14 protein-coding genes are annotated in these 19,214 nt (G+C 70.7%); 5 read left to right on the forward strand and 9 right to left on the reverse strand.

The features are described 5' to 3' along the window. From F0L68_RS40250 to F0L68_RS40265, 4 genes are all read left to right on the forward strand, one after another. The coding region (locus F0L68_RS40250) for a beta-ketoacyl reductase (RefSeq protein WP_149855185.1) at positions 1-2,128 on the forward strand (2,128 nt) is incomplete at its 5' end. Between the two features lie 74 nt (positions 2,129-2,202). Beyond that, a complete protein-coding gene (locus F0L68_RS40255) occupies positions 2,203-2,895 on the forward strand; it encodes a class I SAM-dependent methyltransferase (protein WP_149855186.1) in 693 nt (230 codons plus the stop codon). Positions 2,896-2,962: 67 nt separating this feature from the next. Beyond that, positions 2,963-4,015: a methyltransferase gene (locus F0L68_RS40260; protein WP_149855187.1), complete on the forward strand. Its 1,053-nt coding sequence runs from the start codon at positions 2,963-2,965 to the stop codon at positions 4,013-4,015. 142 nt (positions 4,016-4,157) lie between these two features. After that, entirely contained in the window at positions 4,158-5,294 is a 1,137-nt protein-coding gene (locus F0L68_RS40265) for a cytochrome P450 (protein ID WP_188317104.1), read from the forward strand. A 75-nt stretch (positions 5,295-5,369) separates the two neighbouring features. Here F0L68_RS40265 and F0L68_RS40270 read toward each other — a convergent pair whose 3' ends face one another. From F0L68_RS40270 to F0L68_RS40290, 5 genes are all read right to left on the reverse strand, one after another. Beyond that, complete coding sequence (locus tag F0L68_RS40270) at positions 5,370-6,581, reverse strand: cytochrome P450 (RefSeq protein ID WP_149855189.1); 1,212 nt, start codon at positions 6,579-6,581, stop codon at positions 5,370-5,372. A 193-nt stretch (positions 6,582-6,774) separates the two neighbouring features. Further along, entirely contained in the window at positions 6,775-9,408 is a 2,634-nt protein-coding gene (locus F0L68_RS40275; RefSeq protein WP_149855190.1) for a fibronectin type III domain-containing protein, read from the reverse strand. 33 nt (positions 9,409-9,441) lie between these two features. Beyond that, positions 9,442-11,592, reverse strand: coding sequence for an NEW3 domain-containing protein (locus F0L68_RS44030; RefSeq protein WP_149855191.1), 2,151 nt, complete (start codon positions 11,590-11,592; stop codon positions 9,442-9,444). Between the two features lie 146 nt (positions 11,593-11,738). Beyond that, a complete protein-coding gene (locus F0L68_RS40285; protein WP_149855192.1) occupies positions 11,739-12,740 on the reverse strand; it encodes an asparaginase in 1,002 nt (333 codons plus the stop codon). Between the two features lie 118 nt (positions 12,741-12,858). Then, a complete protein-coding gene (locus F0L68_RS40290; protein ID WP_149855193.1) occupies positions 12,859-13,893 on the reverse strand; it encodes a CHRD domain-containing protein in 1,035 nt (344 codons plus the stop codon). Between the two features lie 179 nt (positions 13,894-14,072). On the opposite strand from F0L68_RS40290, the gene F0L68_RS40295 reads away from it, so the two are divergent. Continuing rightward, complete coding sequence (locus F0L68_RS40295) at positions 14,073-14,540, forward strand: COG4315 family predicted lipoprotein (RefSeq protein WP_149855194.1); 468 nt, start codon at positions 14,073-14,075, stop codon at positions 14,538-14,540. A 120-nt stretch (positions 14,541-14,660) separates the two neighbouring features. Here F0L68_RS40295 and F0L68_RS40300 read toward each other — a convergent pair whose 3' ends face one another. The 4 genes from F0L68_RS40300 to F0L68_RS40315 form a co-directional block, all read right to left on the reverse strand. Continuing rightward, positions 14,661-15,893 (reverse strand): RNA polymerase sigma factor, encoded by a 1,233-nt coding sequence (locus tag F0L68_RS40300; protein ID WP_149855195.1) that lies wholly within the window; start codon positions 15,891-15,893, stop codon positions 14,661-14,663. Between the two features lie 8 nt (positions 15,894-15,901). Continuing rightward, positions 15,902-16,252, reverse strand: a complete 351-nt coding sequence (locus F0L68_RS40305; protein ID WP_149855196.1) for a YciI family protein — start codon at positions 16,250-16,252, stop codon at positions 15,902-15,904. A 46-nt stretch (positions 16,253-16,298) separates the two neighbouring features. Further along, positions 16,299-16,889: a dihydrofolate reductase family protein gene (locus tag F0L68_RS40310; RefSeq protein ID WP_149855197.1), complete on the reverse strand. Its 591-nt coding sequence runs from the start codon at positions 16,887-16,889 to the stop codon at positions 16,299-16,301. A 139-nt stretch (positions 16,890-17,028) separates the two neighbouring features. Beyond that, positions 17,029-18,660: a tetratricopeptide repeat protein gene (locus tag F0L68_RS40315; RefSeq protein ID WP_149855198.1), complete on the reverse strand. Its 1,632-nt coding sequence runs from the start codon at positions 18,658-18,660 to the stop codon at positions 17,029-17,031. Positions 18,661-19,214 lie beyond the last annotated feature (554 nt).

A 19,214-nucleotide genomic window follows, 5' to 3' on the forward strand; every position in this document is an offset into this window, starting at 1 on the left:
GGTCCGCTTCGCCGACGGCATCGAGGCGATGACGGGTACCGGCGTCGGCGTGGCCCTCGAACTCGGGCCGGGTGGCGTCCTCAGCGCCTTGGGGCGAGACAACGCCCCGCAGGGGATCGCGTTCGTCCCGACCCTCCGCGACGCGCACCGGGAACCGGAATCCCTTGTCGGCGCGCTGGCCCATGCCCATGCCGCCGGCATCCCCGTCGACTGGCCCGCCTACTTCGCCGGCCACGGAAGGGAAGTAGACCTACCCACCTACGCCTTCCAATGCCAACGCTTCTGGCCGGACGCGGCCCTCCGAGACTCCACAGTGGACGAACCGCACCGCCGGCAGCCGGACCCCTACCGGTACGAACTCGGGTGGGAACGCCTCCGCCCGACCCTGGCGCGCGACCTCACCGGCACCTGGCTGCTGGTCGCCACGGACGAACCAAGCCAAGCAGCGACCGCAGACCTGATCTCCGCCGCGCTCTCTGCGCACGGCGCCCGCACCGCCACCGCCGTGATCGACGCGGCAACCCTCGACCGCACCGCGCTCGCCGAGCGCCTCTCCGCCGAACTGGCCGGCAACCCGACACTCGCCGCGCACCAACCAACAGGGATCCTCTCCCTCCTGGCCCTGAGCGACCCATCGACGGTCCCAACGACTCCGCCCGGCCTCGCCCGCACCCTCACCCTTGTCCAGGCGCTGGGGGACACCGACCTCGCCGCGCCGCTCTGGTGCCTGACCCGCAACGCCGTCGCCGAGGAGACCGACCACGCGGACCCGGCGCAGGCCGCCGTCTGGGGCCTCGGTCGGGTGGCCGCCGCCGAGCACGCGGCCCGCTGGGGCGGCCTGATCGACCTGCCCGACAAGGTCGATGCCGTTACCGGTGACCAGTTGGTCCGCGTGCTGACCGGAACGGACGACGAGGAACAGGTCGCCCTCCGACCGAGCGGAATCCTCGCGGGCCGACTCACCAGGGCCCTCGAACGCGAGCCGTCCGACCACGCCTGGACCCCGACCGGCACCGTCCTGGTCACCGGCGGCACCGGCCGGGTCGGCGCCGAGCTTGCCCGCAGGCTGGCCCGGCGCGGCGCGCCGCACCTGCTGTTGGTCAGCCGCCGAGGCCCCTACCACCCGAAGGCCGAGGAGCTGCAAGCGGAACTGACCGGCCTCGGCGCGCGGGTGACCGTGGTCGCGGCCGACGTCGCGGACCGGCAGCGAATGTCCGCTGTCCTGGCCGAGCGCGCCGTGACCGCCGTGTTCCACGCGGCCGGCTCGATCGACGACGAGTTCCTCGGCGCGCTGGACGAGAACCGGTTGGTCCAGGCCCTGCACCCGACGGTCGGCGGCGCGCTCGTGCTGGACGAGCTGACCGGGTCGCTCCCGCTGTCGGCGTTCGTGTTGTGCGCGTCGACGGCCGGCACTCTCGGCAGCCCGGGACGCGGGGCCCGCGCCGCCGCCGATGCCCAACTCGCCGCGATCGCCCGCCGCCGCCGCTCGCGCGGCTTGACGGCGACGGTGGCGGCCTGGGGGCCATGGTCGCGCGGCGCCGAGCCGGCCGCCGACAGCACCGGAACCCGCCGCAGGCCGGGGATGTTCGCCCTGCCTCCCGCCGTCGCCCTGGACACTGTGATCGAGGCCGTCGAGCACGACGACACCGCGGTCACCGTCGCGGACATCGAGTGGCGCGGCTTTGCCAGGGCCTTCCTCGGCGACCGCCGCCGTCCGTACCTGCGCGGCCTGCTGGTCGCCGAGGGCGACGGACGTTCCGAGCCAACACCGGCCGAGCACGACCGGTCCGCCGCCCCACGGCTGCGGGAACGCCTCGCCACCCTCGCCACGACCGAGCAGCACGGCGTCCTGACGGAACTGGTGTGCGCGCGGGTCGCCGCCGCGCTCGGCTACCCGTCGAGCAACCCGATCAGCCCCCACCAACGGCTGCTGGACCTCGGCATCGACTCGCTCAGCGCCGTGGAGATCCGCAATGGGCTCAACCTCGCCACCGGCCTCACTCTGGCCACCAGCGCGGTGTTCGACCACCCGACACCCGCCGCGCTCGCGACCCGCCTGCTGGACGAGCTGACCGCGCAGGCACAGCCCGCCGAGACCGACGCCCTTCCCCGGCGAGGCGGCGGATGACCGCAGTGCGATCCGACATCGACCACACCGGCCAGCTCCTCCTCCCCGGTATCGGCTGACACGAGGGATGCCCCATGGCGAATTCGAGCGACCAGCAGCACCACGACGGCATCGACAGGGCGGTCCTGGACGGCCAGGCGTTCTACAGCAGGATGACGCTGCCCTGGTACGACCTGATCATCTACCGCATCATCTTCCCGCTGTTCTGGCGCTGTTCGCTGCGAACCGTCCAGCGTTGGTACGACAGCCGCGTCGGCGCCCGGCACCTGGAGATCGGGGTCGGCACGGGCTATCTCCCGCTGCACAGCCGGTTTCCGGTGCCCGATCCCGCGATCACCCTGCTCGACCTGAGCCCGCACTCGCTCGCGTTCACGGCGCGTAGGCTCGCCAGGTTCCGGCCGGAACGGATCCAGGCGAACGTGCTCGAGCCGCTGCCAGTCGCCGACGCCGCGTTCGACTCGGTGTGCATGAACCTGCTGCTGCACTGCGTGCCGGGCAGCCTGCGGGTCAAGGGAATCGCGCTGGCGCACGCGGCGAAGGCCGTCCGGCCGGGCGGCGTCGTGTTCGGCAGCACGGTGCTGCGCCAGGGAGTCCCGGTCACGCCGCAGGCCAGGTGGCTGCTGCGGACGGTCAACCGGAAGGGCATCTTCCACAACGACGAGGACAGCCTCGACGACCTGCGCCAGCAACTGGACCTGCACTTCGCCAGCAGCCGGCTCGTCGTCGTCGGCTGCGTCGCGTTCTTCGAGGGCCGCACGACCGCGTGACCCGCCGTTCGTCCCAGCCCCGCAACCTGGCACCCGACGGAGTCCCGACGAGGTAAGGAAGATCCGGATGTCAACTGAAAGCGAAACCGCGTCCGAGCAGGGGTACCGCGACCCCCGTGCGGACATCCTCCAGGTTGGTCTCGGCTTCTGCGCGGCCAAGGTGGTGCTGTCGGCGGTCGAGCTTGGCGTGTTCACCCTGCTCGGCACGCGACCCCTCGACGCCGACCAACTCGTCGCCGAGCTGGGTCTGCACGGGCGCGGCGTGCGGGACTTCCTGGACTCCCTGGTGTCACTGGGTTTCCTCGATCGGGACGGCGGGAAGTACCGCAACAGCGCGCTCGCCGCGACCTATCTCGACGAGAACAGGCCAGAGACCTACTCCGGCGGCCTGCTCGAACTGGCCAACGTCCAGTGGTACGAGACCTGGCAGCACCTGACGACGGCGCTGCGCACCGGCAAGCCCCAGTACGAAGGCGCCGACCGGGGCGCGGGGCCGTTCGAGGCCCTGTACGGCAATCCCGAGCTGCTGGAGAAGTTCCAGCGCGGGATGACCGGCGCGTCGCTGGGCAGCATCCTCGCGATGGCCGAGCGGTTCCCCTGGTCGCGGTACCACACCGTGGTGGACGTCGGCTGCTCCGAGGGCACGCTGCTGTCCAGGGTCCTGGACCGCCACGCGCACCTGACCGGCGTCGGATTCGACCTCGCCGACGTGGCCCCGAACTTCGCCGGCACGGTCGGCGCGTTCGCGCTGGCCGACCGGATGTCCTTCGCGGCAGGGAGTTTCTTCACCGACCCGCTGCCGAGCGCCGAGGTGATCAGCTTCGGGCACATCCTGCACGACTGGGACCTGGACACCAAGCGAATGTTGCTGCGCAAGGCGTACGAGGCGCTGCCGGCCGGCGGCGCGGTGGTGATCTCCGAGTCGCTGATCGACGACGAGCGCCGGCACAACACCTTCGGCCTGCTGATGAGCCTGCACCTGCTGCTGGAGAGCCCCGGCGGCTTCGACTACACGGGTGCGGACTGCCTGGGCTGGCTCGCCGAGGCCGGCTTCCGGGACTGCCGGGTCGAGCACCTGGTCGGCCCCGAGTCGATGGTTGTCGGCATCAAGAACGCCTAGCGGCTCCACGTGTCGCAGCCCACGACACAGCCAGCACCGCCACCCGGTTCGTTCGCCAGCAGCGCAGGAGGCGCAGATGTCCCGTGCGGTTGATCTTCCGACTTTCCCCTTCGTCGCATCCGCCGAACCTGAGGATGACGCCATGGGCGGCAGGCTGCTCGCCACGGCCCCGATCACCCGGGCGCGGCTGGCCAGCGGTGTCGAGGTGTGGGTGGCCCTCGGTCACGACGTGGTCCGCTCGGTGTTGACGGACACCAGGTTCAGCCGGACCGCGTCGCTGGATCCGGCCGCGCCGCGCGTCGCACCCGGCCTGGACATCCCCGACGTGCTGGTCACCATGGACGGGGCCGAGCACGCCAGGGTCCGCAAGCTGCTGACAAAGGCGTTCACGCCCCGCATGATCGAGCAGCTGCGCCCGTCGATCGAGGCCACCGTCGAAGACCTGCTCGACGAGGTCGAGCGCCACGGGCCGCCGATCGACCTGGTCGAGCACTTCACCATGCCGCTGCCGGTGCGAACCATCTGCCAGCTGCTTGGCGTGCCCTACGAGGACCAGGAGCGGTTCCGGGACCTGTCCGACCGGACCAGGTCCTCGACCGCCTACAGCCTGGAGGAGGTGCTGACGGCGACCTTCCAGCTCCAGCAGTACATGCGGGACCTGGTCGCCGCGAAACGGGAACACCCGGCGGACGACCTCACCAGCGAGCTGGCCACGGCCGCCGACGAGCGCGGCACGCTCACCGAGGACCAGCTGGTGAAGAACCTCCTGCTGGTGCTGATCGCCGGCTTCGACACCACCCTCAACCAGCTGTCCAACTCGGTGGTCGCCCTGCTGCGCAGGCCGGCGCAGTTCGAGCAGCTCAGGCAGGAACCGGGCCTGGTGCCCGGCGCCGTCGAGGAACTGTTGCGATTCCTCATGCTCAGCCCGACCGGCATGCTCATCCGGATCGCCACCGACGACCTCGACCTCGGCGGCGAGCGGATCAGGGCGGGGGAGGGCGTGCTGGCGCTGGCCAACGTCGCCAACCGCGATCCCGCCGTCTTCGACGACCCGGAGGAGCTGGACCTGACCAGGGTCGGCGCGTCCAGGCACCTGTCCTTCGGCGCTGGCCCGCACTTCTGCTTCGGCGCGCAGCTCGCGCGACAGGAGCTCCAGAGCGCGATCACCGGACTGCTGCGCCGTTTCCCCACCCTGCGCGCCGCGGGCCCGCTCGAGGACATTCCCTGGAAGGAGGGACTGTTGTTGCGCGGCCCCAAGTCCGTGCTGGTCGAGTGGTGACGGGTGGGACGGGCGCGCGCACCAAGGGTTCGGCGGGTCCGGCCGTTCGGTCGGCCCGCCGAACCCTTGGCCCGGCTACCAGGCCACCGGCAGTTCGAGGAAGCCGCGCAGCAGATGCCCCTGCCGCCACGCCAGGTCCTCCTCGGGCACCGCGACGCGCAGGTTCGGCATGCGCCGCAGGAACGTGTCGAGCGTGACCTGGAGCTCCAACCGCGCGAGCTGCGAGCCGAGGCAGTGGTGCGCGCCGTGCCCGAACCCGATGTGCGGGTTGTGTTCCCGCGTGACGTCGAACCGCTCGGGGTCGGGGAACACCGCAGGATCGCGGTTCGCCGCCACCATCGACACCAGCACCGACTCGCCTGCCCTGACGGTGATCCCGCCGACCTCGATGTCCACGGTCGCGACGCGGGGATAGCTGGAGGTCACCGAGATGGGGATGTAGCGGTTCAGCTCCTCGACGGCCCTCGGCACCAGGTCCGGCCGCCGCAGCAGCAGGTCCCACTGGTCCCGGTGCCGGTCGAGCGTGTAGACCATGTTCGGGATCTGGGTGGCGCTGGTCTCGTGGCCCGCCATCAACAGGTTGATCATCAGCATGGTCAACTCGTCCTCGGTGAGCCTGCCGTACTCGTCGTTGGCCATCACCAGGACGCTGATCAGGTCGTCGATCGGCTCAGCGCGCCTGCGCCCGAACAGTTCGGCGAGGTAGTCGAAGAACTGTTCCCGGCAGTGCTGGATCTCCGAGCGGGACATCGAGGCGGCGGACAGGAACGCGGTCGACCAGTAGCCGAACTGGTCCTGGTCCGCGACGGGCACACCGAGCAGTTCGCAGATCACCGTCACCGGAAGCGGCAGCGCGAGGTGCTCGACGAGATCGACCGGCGAACCGAGCGTTTCCAGCTTGTCCACCAACCGGTTCGCGATCTCCTCGGTGCTGCGACGCAGGTCCTCCACGCGGCGCGTGGTGAACGCGGCGCCCGCGATACCGCGGATTCTGGTGTGTTCGGGCGCGTCCATGCTCAGAATGCCTTCCGGCGTGGGCGGTTCCGGTGGTTCCGGCATCACCCTCGGCACGCCGGGGCCGATCGCGAGCGACCGGCTGAACCGGGGGTCGACCAGTACTTTCTTGGCATCGTGGTAGCGCGTGACGAGCCAGGCCTGGTCACCGTAGGGCATCTGGATCCGAACCGGCGCGGTCGCCGTGTCGCGCAGGCGCCCGTACTCGGGTTCGAGTTCGAGACCTTTCCCGTCGCCGAATGGATAACTGATTGGTTCGATGGTAAACGTCATTGTTTCCCCTCGACGATTGGCCGATGTCTATGGCGCAACTGACAAAAAGTAGACCCGCGCCGTGACCTGCGGTCAATCCGTCTAACGGGGGTGAACGAGGAAATGCCCGCCGCATGGACGGGCATTTCCTCGATCTGCGCGAAATTCGTCGAGTCGGGGAAACTCTATTCCGTTGTCGAGTGGATCGGCGCGGTCAGGATGCCGGCGTGCTGAACGCGACCGACGTCGACGCGCCGACCCCGTCGGCCGTGACCGCCGCGATCGTCACGGTGTAGGCGGTGCCGGGGGTGAGCTGGTCGAGCACCCGCGTCATGCCCTTGACGGTCGGCTGCGTCACCACCGCGTCCCGACCGTTGACCGCGACGGTCCTGCCGTCGGACACCGTCAGTTGGTAGCCGAGCACCTGGGTCTCGCCGGTGGCCTTCGGGGGCGACCAGTGCAGGCTCGCCGCCGTCGCGGTCGGCACCGCCCTCGCCCCGGTCGGCGCGTCGGGTCCCTTGCCGGCCAACGGGTTCGGCGTGACCGCGGCCGAGGACAGCGACGCGGCCCCGGTGCCGAGCCAGTTGTGCGCGGCCACCGCGAGCGTGTACCGGACGCCGTTGGTGAGGCCGGCCAACTCCGCGTAACCCTGCCTGGCGAAGGTCGCCGCGTCGATGGAGCCGGTCACCGTGTGCGTGCCGTCCGACGCCGTCAGGTCGTAACGGTCCAGGGTGGCGCCGTTGAACGCGAAGGTCGGATTCCAGGTGGCGTAGAGCCTTCCGTCCGCGGCGAAGGTGCCGACCCGCGTCGGCGGCTCCGGAGTGGACCAGCCCTCGACGGGCAGCCACAGCAGCCACCGGTAGGCGGGTTCGAGCCCAGCGTTGTCGACGATGGACCTCGGCGCGTCGGCCGGGTGCGCCAGCAGATGGTTGCCGGTGGTGATCACGCCCTTGTTGGTCGCGTCCTGGTCGCCCTGCTCCCAGTAGTTGTGCTGGATCAGCGTCGGGTCGTCGTTGCCGAGGGCGTCGCGGTAGTCCACGTGCGTTGAGGCGACGTTGGCGTACGCTGCGCCGTACAACACGTTGCCGTCGACGGTCTCGTAGGTGCAGCCGTTGTCGGTGTAGACGCTCTTGCCGAGCCCCCACTGGTCGTGGATGACGTTGCCGGTCACCTTCTCGCCGTCGGCGAGCGAGGTGCCGGTGATGCCTTGGGTGTAGATGCCGCCGCCGTCGTCGAGGGCGAGCATGTAGTCGTGGATCAGGTTGTCGCTGATCGCGTTGTCGTGCGACACGTTCGGCGTGGCCGGACTCTTGATCTTGTCCGGCCAGCCGCCCCACCCGACCGAGATCGCGGAGTACGCGACGTGGTCGATCTGGTTGTGCGCGATCGTGTCGTGCTGGCTGTAGCCGTTGACGATGGCCACCCCGCCCCGGAACTCCCTTGGCAGCCCGTAGAGGTGGTTGTCGGTCACCTGGACGCCCCTGGTGAGGTCCGCGCCGTCCGCCGCCTGCGGCTGGTCCACGCCGCCGACCTGCACGCCGTTGCCGGAGATGTCGGTGAAGACGTCGCCGCGCACCACGCTGTCCTGCGCGCCGTCGCCGAGGTCGAGTCCGGCGGCGCCCAGGTGCGCGAACACGCTGTCGGTGAACTCGACGCGCTGCCCGTGCGACACCGAGACGTTGCCGGGTTCCTTCGTCCACGACGCGTACGGGCAGGTGCCGCCCGCGACGAACTGGCACAGGCCCTGCGTGGCGTAGCCGGTCGGGCCGGTGATCCGGTAGCCCGCCTGGATCTCCGAGAACCCCTCCGGCGACGAGGGCGACAGCCACGTCGCGTAGGAGTAGCGCAGGCCGCGGAAGGCCACGTCGTGGATCGGCGCCTGCGCGGTGCCAGCGCCGTCGACGAGCTTCTCCAGCGCCGGCATCTCCACGTCGGCGAACCGCAGGTCCTCACCGGGCTTGGGCTGGTAGTAGACGGTGTGCGCGGCACGGTCGAAGTACCACTCGCCTGGGGTGTCCAGCAGTTCGAACGCGTTCTCCACGTACGCGGGCTGCCGGTGGTTGGTGAGGTCGCCGGGGCCGACCATGTTCACGGTCCTGCCGGGGATGTTCGGGAACACCACGCGCCGCGTCGAGTTGTCCCAGCACGGCTGGGCCATGGTGATCGTGCCGCCGCTGATCGAGGCGATCGGGCAGCGCGGCTCCGTCCATTGGCCGAGCCCGTAGCGCTGCACGTTCCACAGCGCCTCGCCCGCCGTGTAGACGAACTCCGCGTCCGAGGGGTTGCGCCAGCCCGCCATGGTCGGCGCGGACGCGGTGTACCCGGTGTCGGTCGCGGTCAGGGTCACCGGCACGGCGCCCATCGCGCGCTGCTCGCGGACGCCGTTGACGTAGAGCTGCCGGGTGTTGTCCAGGCCGGCGGGCGCCGGCGCGGCGAACAGGCCGGGACGGCCTGGCACCTCGTGCCAGCCGGTGACCTGCCGGCCGCCGCTGAGCACGGTGACTCCCGTGCCCTGCCAGACGATCCGGTGCCCGTTGCTGCCGGAGTCGCGCGCGTCCAGCGCGAGCGGCTCGGACAACCGGAACACGCCGGGCAGCAGGTGCACGGTGAGGTCGGCGGTCAGCTGCTGGTTGCGGGCGCGCACCAGATCGCGCGCGTGCGTGAGGGTGCGCACCGGCCGGAACAGCGTGCCGGGGGCGGCGTCGTCGCCGCCTGGGGCGACATAGACGTCCTGGCCCCACCGGTCCTGTGCGCCCGCGATGCCGGCGCCGGCGACCAGCGCGCCGACCGCGAGGGTGACCGAGACCGCAAGGGCGCCAAGGGATCTGGAACGTGAAGTGCTCGCCATTGAACCTCTCCGGGGAGTTGCGTGCCGGACCGCTCAGTCGACCGTGAACGAGTCGAAGTCGCTGCGGCCGTTGACGTACTTGCTGTGCGAGGTGGTGAACACCCCGACGTCCTCGGAGCCCGTGGCGGCGGGCACCGTGATCGCGGCGACGGTGGTCCAGGTGCCGCCGTCGGCCGAGTACTGCCCCGTGAACGACGTCCCGTTTCTGGTCAACCGCAACCAGATCGGGGTCGACGGCGACCACGGCGGCGTGGCCGACGCGACGGAGTCCAACTGCCCGTTGCCGTCGGCGTCCCACTGCAACTGGACGCCCTTGGCCGGGGTCACCGCGAGCGTCACGTAGCCGGGGGAGGAGCCGGGCCTGGTGAGATCGGCGCGCACCACCAGGCCCGACTTGGTGGCCGCGTTCCTGGCCTGCTGCGCGGCGACCCGGACCGTGGCGACGCCCTGCTGGGCCGCGCCCTTGGCCAGATAGACCGTGCCGTACTGGTCGTTCGCGCCGGACACGTCGCTGCCGGCCGCCTCGATCGCGAACCGCCCGCCGAGCTGCCCGAACCGCGCGGTGACACTGGGGTCGACGGCCGCGAACGTCCGGTAGGGCGGCTGCACCGGCGTCGGCCTGCGCACCTCCTGCGTGAACGTCGCGGTGTTGGTGCGCGTCCAGAAAACCCCGTGGTAGGCCGCCGTCACGCCGAGCCGCTCGGTCGGCAGCGGCGCGGCAGGCGCGGCCGCAACGAGCTGGTAGGCCAGCGTGCGGGACCCGCCTGGCGGGATCGCCGGGACGACTGCGGGCTGCTGCGGCTGCGCGGCCCAGCCGTCCGGGAGCCGCAGGTCGACCGTGGCGAACAGGGCGGGCAGCCTGCCGTCGTTGACCAGGGTCACGGTGGCGGGAACCGTTGTGCCGCCGGCGATGCCGTCGGTGACGCCGGTCAGGCCGACCGCGACGTGCGGGGGAGTGCCGACGCTCGGCCACCTGCTCGGCGTCACGCGGTAGCTGGCGGAACCGTGCGCCGGCAGCGTGTCGGTGATGGTGCCGGCCGACTCCGTCGTGGTGTGCGTCCACAGGTCGCGGAGCTGGTAGTCGACCGAGGGCGCGAGCCCGAGCTGCGCGGCCGTCGTGCTGATGGTGGCCGGCGCGTCGGTCTCGTTGAACAGGGTCACCGCGCGGCTGCCGTCGGCGAGCGGCTTGCTCAGCGCCCAGTGGCCGTCGGCGCCGTCGGTGACCGGACGCCCTTGTGCGCCAAGGGGATCCTGGTCGACGGCGATGAGGTCCCGGTTGGTGAGGATCTCCCTGGTGGCCGGCGACATGGTGCGCAGGTCGGTGCCGGCGATCAGCGGCGCAGCCATCTCCGCCCACAGCGCGAAGTGGGAGCGGTACTCGACGTCGGTCATGCCGCCGTTGCCGACCTCGAGCATGTCCGGATCGTTCCACCGGTTCGGGCCGGCGAGGTCGGCGAGCGCGACGTTCTGGTGCAGGATCCACACCATCCGGCCGTAGTTGTCGTGGATGTCGTAGGTGGTGCGCCACAGGTTGCCGATGCCGGGCCAGGCCGAGTTGGGGACGCCGTAGTCGCCCTTCTCGCAGACGCTGAACACGATCGTCTGGCCGGTCGCGGCGGTCGCCTCGGCCAGCGCGTCGCGCATGGCGACGTACCTGGCGATCGACGAGTCGACGTTCTGGCCGTCGGCCGGCACGTTGCAGTCGTCGTACTTGATGTAGTCGACGTGCCAGGCGGCGAACCGCATGGCGTCCTGCCGTTCGTGGCCGAGGCTGCCGGAGAAGCCGCCGCCCTTGGAACAGGTGTGCACCCCGGCGTCCTGGTAGATGCCGAGCTTGAGGCCGCGCGCGTGCACGTGGTCGGCGAGCGCGGCGATGCCGTGCGGGAACTTCGCGGGATCGGGCACCAGCTCGCCGGCCGCGTCCCGGTTGGGCAGCGCCCAGCAGTCGTCGATGTTGACGTAGCGGTAGCCGGCGTCGCGCATGCCGCTGGACACCATCGCGTCCGCCGTCTGCTCGACCAGCTGCTCGTCGACGCCGCAGCCGAAGGCGTTCCAGTCGTTCCACCCCATCGGCGGGGTCGACGCCAGCCCGTTGTCGAGCGCGGCCGCCGGCCCGGACAGCCCGAGCAGCGCGGCGGGGACGAGTAGCGACAGCGCGAGAAGCACCGGCAACCTGCGGGACACCGCGACCTCCAGCCCCTGGACGGTTCACCCGAGTCGCCGCGAAACATAGGATGGATAGCGTTTTCCGTCAAGGGATCTTGCACAATTTTCCACTATATGCCGCCAGCGGTGCCGCTATACATCCGATCAATGTTCGGTCGGGGAGTCTAGGAACTCTGGGACGTCGAGCCGCGCCAGGCCATCGCCGCGAACGATTCGGTGATCGCCGACCGGTCGACGCCGTCGGCGAGCAGCGCGTGCAGCAGCAGCCGCGCCTTGGCCGGGTCGAGGAAGCCTGCGGAGATCAGGCCGCGGTCCAGGAGCGCGGTCTCCGAGCCGGGACCGCGATAGGTGCGCGCGAGCAGCGGCCCAGCGCCCGTGCGCGACGCGAGGACGACCGGCATCCGCTCCGCCAGCGCCCCCAGCGGCTCGACCAGCCACGACGGCACGTGCCCGCCGCCGAACGCGGCGACGACCAGGCCGTCGAACCGGTCGTCGACGCAGTCCAGCAGTTCGCCGCGATCGCCGAGCGACAGCGTCACCAGCCCGACACGGACCGCCTCGCGCAGCCGCAGCGGTCGCGGGACCGTGGGCCGCGCCGGCCGGAACAGGACCCTCGGCTCGCCCTCCACGACGACGCCGAGCGGCCCGAACCCCGGCGACGAGATGGTCGCGACCGACGTCGTGTGCGCCTTGTGCACGTGCCTGGCCGCGTGGATCTCGTCGGCGAACACCGCGAGCACCCCGAGGTCGCGGCAGTCGGGGTCCGCCGCGACGGCGATCGCCGACGCCAGGTTCCCCGGACCGTCCGCGCCGGGCAGGTCGGGGCGGCGCATCGCCCCGGTGACCACGATCGGGCGAGGCGTCCGGCAGGTGAGGTCGAGCAGGAACGCCGTCTCCTCCAGCGTGTCGGTGCCCTGCACGACGACGACCCCGGAGCCCGCCTCGACGGCCTTGCCGACCTGCTCGGCCAGCTCGGCGAGGTCCTCGAAGGTCAGGGACGAACTGGGCACCCGGCGGAAGTCGCGGACCTCGACGGTGATGTCCGGCGACACCGCGAGTCCGGCCACCACCTGTGCACCGGTGAGCCGGGGCGCGCCGACGTCCGCGCGGTTCGCGGAGATGGTGCCGCCCAGCGTGAACACCGTGACCGAGTTCGATTCGGACACTGGCACCGCCTTCCCGTGGAGTCCCGGAAAGTGTAGGCGGCGGCCCGGTTCGCAGAGCCGCTCAGCCGGAGGGGTCCCGCCCGGCGAGGTGGCCGGGCGGGACCCGTTGGGGGAGTGGTCAGTCGTGGTCGTGGTCGCGGTGGTAGAGCTGCCCGCGCACCGCGCCGCCGGGGAACTGGGCGGAGTGCAGGTTGGCGTAGAACGAAGCCGGGTGCTCGCTGATGTCCTTGACCAGCGCGGGATCCAGGCCGGTCGCGGTGCCGGAGACGGCGAACACCGTGCTGGGCACCGGGGTGGTGAACAGCGGCACCACGACGGGACCGTTCGAGCCGAAGTTCCCCCGGTGGATGTGGCCGAGCGTGGGCGCGATGCCAAGCCAGGCAAAGGAATACGCGACCTGGGTGTCCTTCGGCCGGACGAACGCGACCGCGTGGCCCTGCCGGTCGCCGACGGCGGGGCCGCCCGCGACCGGGACCTCCTGGTCGCCGGACAGGAACGCCTTCTCGTCGCCGCCCTGCAACAGCTCGAGCAGGTCGGGCGCCTCGCGCAGCTTGCCGAGCTGGCCGCGCACCGCGCCACCAGGGAACTCCTTGGTGTGCAGGTTCAGGTAGAACCCGGCCGGGTCGGCGCGCAGCGCGTCGGCGACGGCGGGGTCGGTCACCGTCACCGAGCCGGCCGCCGAGGTGACGGTGTCGGGCATTGCGGTGGTGAACAGCGGCACCTTGACGTCCCCGTTCGCGCCGGACGCGCCCTGGTGGATGTGGCCGAGCGTCGGCGCGCTGATTCCCTTCCAGGAGAACGCGAACGTCACTCGGTCACCCTGGACGCGGACGAGCCCGGTCGCGCTGCCCTTGGGGTCGCCGACCGGCGGCTTGCCTGCGACCTGGACCTCGTTGCGGCCCTCCAGGGTGGCCTTGAGGAACACGGGCCGCTGCCTGGCCCGCTGGATGCCCGCTGCCCGGTCGGGCGCCTTCGGCTCGGCGCTGGGCGGGGCGGCCCCCGTCATGCCGGGCATGTCGGTCATCCCCGGCATGGTCGAGGACATCGTGGACGGCGTCGAGTCTGCGGTGCTCTGCGCTGCCTGGGCGGTGGTGCCGGCGACCAGGCTCAGTCCGAACACCAGCGTCGACAGCGCGACGAGACGAACTCGCATCTTCCCGTGTCCTTTCGCGATAGGAGTGCCGTGTCGGGTGATGCGCGGCACGGCACCTACACGGGTGGGCCGCGGTCAACGGTTCACCGGGGGACCCGACGGATTCGCGGTGAACCGTTCGCCCCGCGCGGCACGTGTAGCCGGCGAACCGCACACCCCAACTGTCTCAGGGAGTTCTCATGCGCGCTCGGTTCGTCCTGCTCGGAGTGGCCCTGCTGGCAAGTCTTGCCGCGTGCGGCAGCGAGCCGGCCAGGGACGCCGCCGACTCCCACCCCGCCGCCGATACCGCCGCGGTCGGCGTGCGGGTCAGCGACTCCAGCCTCGGCCCGATTCTCACCGACCAGAGCGGTCGCACCCTGTACGCGTTCGTCAGGGACAGTGGTGGCGCCAGCACCTGCGCGGACCAGTGCGTCGCCACCTGGCCCGCCCTGGTGAGCCGTGACGCCGTGTCGGCCGGGGCCGGCGCAGACCAGAAGCTGTTGTCCCGGACGACCCGCGCCGAGGGGACGACGCAGGCGAGCTACGGCAAGTGGCCGCTCTACTACTACGCGGGCGACCTCGGTCCCGGCGATGTGGACGGGCAGGGCGTCGACGGCGTCTGGTTCGCGATCGGCCGTGACGGCACGTTGGTCAAGGCGACGCCCTGACGACGCCCCAACGACATCGGCCACGACACTATTGTGACACTACGCGCAATAGTTTCAGTGTAGAATGAAGTTAACTCTTCATCTCTCAACCAGCCACAAACGCCCTGACCAAGGGCGGAATCAACGCAGGTCGCCGCGCCTGCGTTCCAGCAGGCCGCGCTCGGCGGCGTTGTCCGTCCTGGCGATGGCCGCCTCGTAAGCCAGGGCCGCGGCGGCGGTGCGGCCAAGGCGGCGCAACAGGTCCGCGCGGATGGCGTGGAACAGCCGGTAGTCGGGCAGGTCGAGGCCGTCGACGATGGCGAGCGCGGCCTCAGGTCCTTCCGTTTCGGCCACGGCGACGGCGCGGTTGAGCGCCACGACCGGGGTCGGCGCGCACGCGAGCAGCTGGTCGTAGAGCTGGCGGATCTGCGACCAGTCCGTGGCGGCGGCGGTCGGCGCGTCGGTGTGCACGGCGTTGATCGCGGCCTGGAGCTGGTACGGGCCGGGTTGGTTGCGGCGCAGGCACTTCCGGACGATGGCCTGCCCCTCGGCGATGAGGTCGCGGTCCCACCGGTCCCGGTCCTGGTCGGCGAGCAGCACGAGGCCGCCGCCGGGATCGGTGCGGCTGGCGTTGCGGGAGTGGATGAGCAGCATCAGGGCGAGCAGGCCCTGCGCCTCGGGCTCGTCCGGCATGAGGCTGGTGAGCAGGCGGCCGAGGCGGACGGCCTCGGCGCACAGGTCCTCGCGCCCGAGGCGGCTGCCCGCGCTGGCGGTGTAGCCCTCGTTGAAGACCAGGTAGACGACGGCGAGCACGGCGCGGAGTCGGTCGGGGAGGTCGGCGGCGGCGGGCACCCGGTAGGGGATGCGCGCGTCGCGGATCTTGCCCTTGGCCCGGACCAGCCGCTGGGCCATGGTCGGTTCGGACACCAGGAACGCGCGGGCGATCTCGGTGGTGGTGAGGCCGCCGAGGAGCCGCAGGGTGAGCGCGACCTGGGCGGCCGGCGCGAGCGCGGGGTGGCAGCAGGTGAAGATCAGGCGCAGTCGGTCGTCCTGAACCGCGCTGGCTGCCATCGGGTCCTCCTCGTCCGGCTCGGTGGCGGCGTGCAGCAGGGCCGCCGTGGCGTGCCGGTCCGCGCGGGAGGCGTCCCTGCGGAGGCGGTCGATCGCCTGGCGTCGGGCGGTGGTGATGAGCCAGCCTGCGGGGCTCGGCGGGAGCCCGGTGCTGGGCCACAGCCGGACCGCCTTGGCGAACGCGTCCTGGACGGCGTCCTCGGCGATGTCGATGTCGCCGAAGACGCGGACCAGGACGGCGACGGCGCGCCCGTACTCCTGGGTGTAGACGCGTTCGATCGCGGTGTTCGGCAGGTCGGGCATGCCCGGTGTCAGTCGTCGGTGTCGTGGTGGAACGGCCGGACCTCGACGGGCAGGGTGCTGGCCGCGGCGAGTCTGCGGCCCCAGTCGAGTGCCGCGTCGAGGTCCGGCGCCTGGATGATGGTGAAGCCGCCGAGGTGTTCCTTGCCCTCGGCGAAGGGGCCGTCGGTGATCAGGACGTCGCCGTCGCGGGCCCGGATCACGGTGGCGGTGCTGGGGGAGTGCAGGCCGCCGGAGAACACCCACGCGCCGGCGGCCCTGAGGTCGCGGTCGAGGGCCACGAGGTCGCGCATGATCGGTTCGAGGATCTCGGGCGGGGCGGTGCCGTCCGGCTGGTAGATGCTGAGCAGGTACTGCGGCATGGGGTGATCCTCCTCGACGATGCGGTGCAGTGCTTGGTGTCGGGGCTCAGGCGGTGCTCGGCTGGTAGGTGGTGATGAGCACGCCGGTGTCGGTGGCGACGCTGTCGACGAGCCGGAGGGGGTTGGTGGGCAGGTCGTCGGTGAACAGGCGTTGTCCGGAGCCGAGCACGAGCGGGTGGATGAGCAGGACGTACTCGTCGACGAGGTGGTGTCGGATGAGCGAGCGGACCAGTTCGCCGCTGCCGAGCACGACGATGTTCCCGCCGGGTTGGTCGCGCAGGTCGGCGATGGCGGGCAGTGGGTTGTCGCGCAGCAGCGTGGAGTTCATCCAGGGCAGTGGCTCGGTCATGGTGGTGGACACGAGGTATTTGTGGGTTTTGTTGAGGACGTCGGTGAAGGGGTTGTCGTCGGTCTGGTTGGGCCAGAAGCCGTGGAAGTCCTGGTAGGTGCGTCGTCCGAAGAGGATCGCTTCGGTGGTGGCCATGCCCTTGCCCATCTCGCGGGCCATGGTGAGGTCGGCGTAGGGCTGGGACCAGCCGCCGTGTTCGAAGCCGCCGCGTCGGTCCTCGTCGGGGCGGCCCGGCGCCTGCATGACGCCGTCGAGGGTGAGGTTCATGGTGACGACGATCCTGCCCATGGTGGGCCTCCTTCGGTTGTGGTGTGTGCACCTCCTGTACGAACGGCTGCCCGCCGGATCGACAGCGGGTCGGAAGATTTTTTGACGGCGTGGTGATGGTCGGGCTGAACTCGACTGTCGAGCGGTGCGGTGGTTGCGGTCAGTCGAGTGTTGCGATCTTCTGTTGGACTCGGCGCGTGTCGTCGGCGCGACCCTGTGCCTGGTACAGGTCGGAGGCGTGTTCCCAGGCCTGCCGTGCCGCCGTTGGGTCGGCGTGCACGGTGGCGTCTCCCAGGTGGTCGAGCACGGATGCCTCGGCCGCGACGTCGCCCAGGTCCTGGTACAGGGCAAGGGATTGCTGGTAGTTGCGCGTTGCCTGGTCGATGTCGTCGGTGTGGTGGGCGATGTAGCCAAGGCTGAGCAGTGCGGTCGCCTGGCCGCTGCGGTCCTGCTCGCCTCGGCACTGTGCCAGGGCCCGTGCGCAGAGCACGCGGGCTTGGTCGAAGTCGCCGAGTTTCGCGGTGTACCAGCCGACTTCGTTGAGTGCGTGAGCGCCGCTGCGTGCGACACCGAGCTGCCCGTAGAGGTCCAGTGCTCGTCTGGAGTGCTCGAGGGCCAGTTCGTATTTTTCCTGCTGTTCCCATGCGACTGCGACCGCGCGGTGGGTGTGTGCCGCGCCTAACCGGTCGTGGGTCTCCTGGGCCCAGGCGAGTCCTTCCTGGAGGTGGGGGAGTGACTGGTCGTGTAGTCCGAGTAGCGCGTAGGCCCGGCCGAGGTGGCGGTAGGCGCGGGTGCGGGCGATCGGGTCGCTCAGGTGTTTGGCGGCTTCTAGGCCGGCTTGCCAGGCTGCCAGGTTTTCGTGGAAGTGGCCCTTTCTCAGGTTGAAGGTGGTCATCGCCCAGGCGAGTTGCCACACGGTGGGGTACCAGTGTTTTTCGAGGGCTGCGTGCTGGATGGCCATGAGGTTGGTGTGTTCGGCGGAGAGCCATTCCCATGCGTGGGTGTCGTCGGGGAGGGTTTGGGGCTCGCATCCGGCGACGAGCTCGTCGAGTTCGATGGTGACGTGGGATGGTGCGATCAGGAGGTCGGCGGCGTGCGCGGTGTGGCAGGCGAAGGTTGCCAGTCGCTGTAACGCTGAGTCCGAGTCGTCCGTTTGTGCCTGTTTCTTTGCGTATAATCGGACGAGATCGTGCATTCGGTAGCGCTTGGACGCGTGCTGCTGCACGAGCGAGAACTGCTCCAGTGCGCGCAGTGCCGAGAGTGTCTCCGGCTGTGGCAGTCCGGTGAGGTTCGCCGCGGCGGGCAGGCTGATGTCGGGGCCAGGAGTCAGCCCCAGCAGGGCGAAGACCCTGGCCTGTTCGGGAGCGAGGGCCCGGTAGGACCATGACAGCACTGTCTCCAGGCTGGTTGCCGATCCGCCCGGGTCCAGCGCGCTGAGCCGTGAGGAGGTGTCGCGCAGTTCTGCGGCCAGTTCCGCCAGCGGAATCTGCGGATCCAGTGTCGCCCGTCCGGCGACGATGCTCAGTGCCAGGGGCAGGCCGCCACACCAGCGCAGCAGGTCGGCCACTGCGTCCGGTTCGGCAGCCAGCCGCTGCTTGCCCAGCCTGCGGGACAACAGCTCTCGTGCTTGCTCCTCGTCGAGGATCTGCACCGTGACCGGTTGTGCGCTGTGTCCGGTGACCAGTTCGGCCATGCGGTCCCTGCTGGTCACGAGCACCGTGCACGAAGGGGTGCCCGGCAGCAGCGGGACGACTTGCTTGCTGTCGCGCGCGTTGTCCAGCACGATCAGCATTCGTCGCTTTCGCGACCAGGCTCCGGTACAGCCCGACCTGGGCGGTCAGCCCGGCCGGCACGTCCTGCGCCGCGACGCCGAGCGCGTCCAGGAAGCCGCGCACTGCCTCGTAGGGCGGCGTCGGGTCGTCAACGGGGTCGAAGCCCCGTAGGTCGACGAACAGTTGCCCGTCCGGGAACTGCGCTTCGTGTCGGTGTGCCCAGTGCAGTGCCAGCCAGGTCTTGCCGATGCCGCCCGCGCCGCCGATTGCGGAGATCACCAGTGTGCGGTCGTGCTCCAGTTGGGCGTCGAATGCCCCGGTCAGCATCGCCAGTTCGGTCTGTCGGCCGGTGAACAGGCCGGAGGGTGCTCGCAGCTGTCTCGGCACGACCGTTGTGGGGCCGGGGTGGTTGACGGTGACCGAGTCGATCCGGCCTGCTTGCACGAGGTTCCCGTGGACTGTGCCGGCGACCAGGTTGTGGACCTCGGGTGTTTCCGCCATGAGAACTAGTCTGCCGGACCTCGCCGGTTGCCGAGGAGGCTGGTGCAGGGGTAGCCCCAAGGCCGTGAAGTTT

Origin of the sequence: Solihabitans fulvus (assembly GCF_008386585.1) — a bacterium.
Classification (GTDB): domain Bacteria; phylum Actinomycetota; class Actinomycetes; order Mycobacteriales; family Pseudonocardiaceae; genus Solihabitans; species Solihabitans fulvus.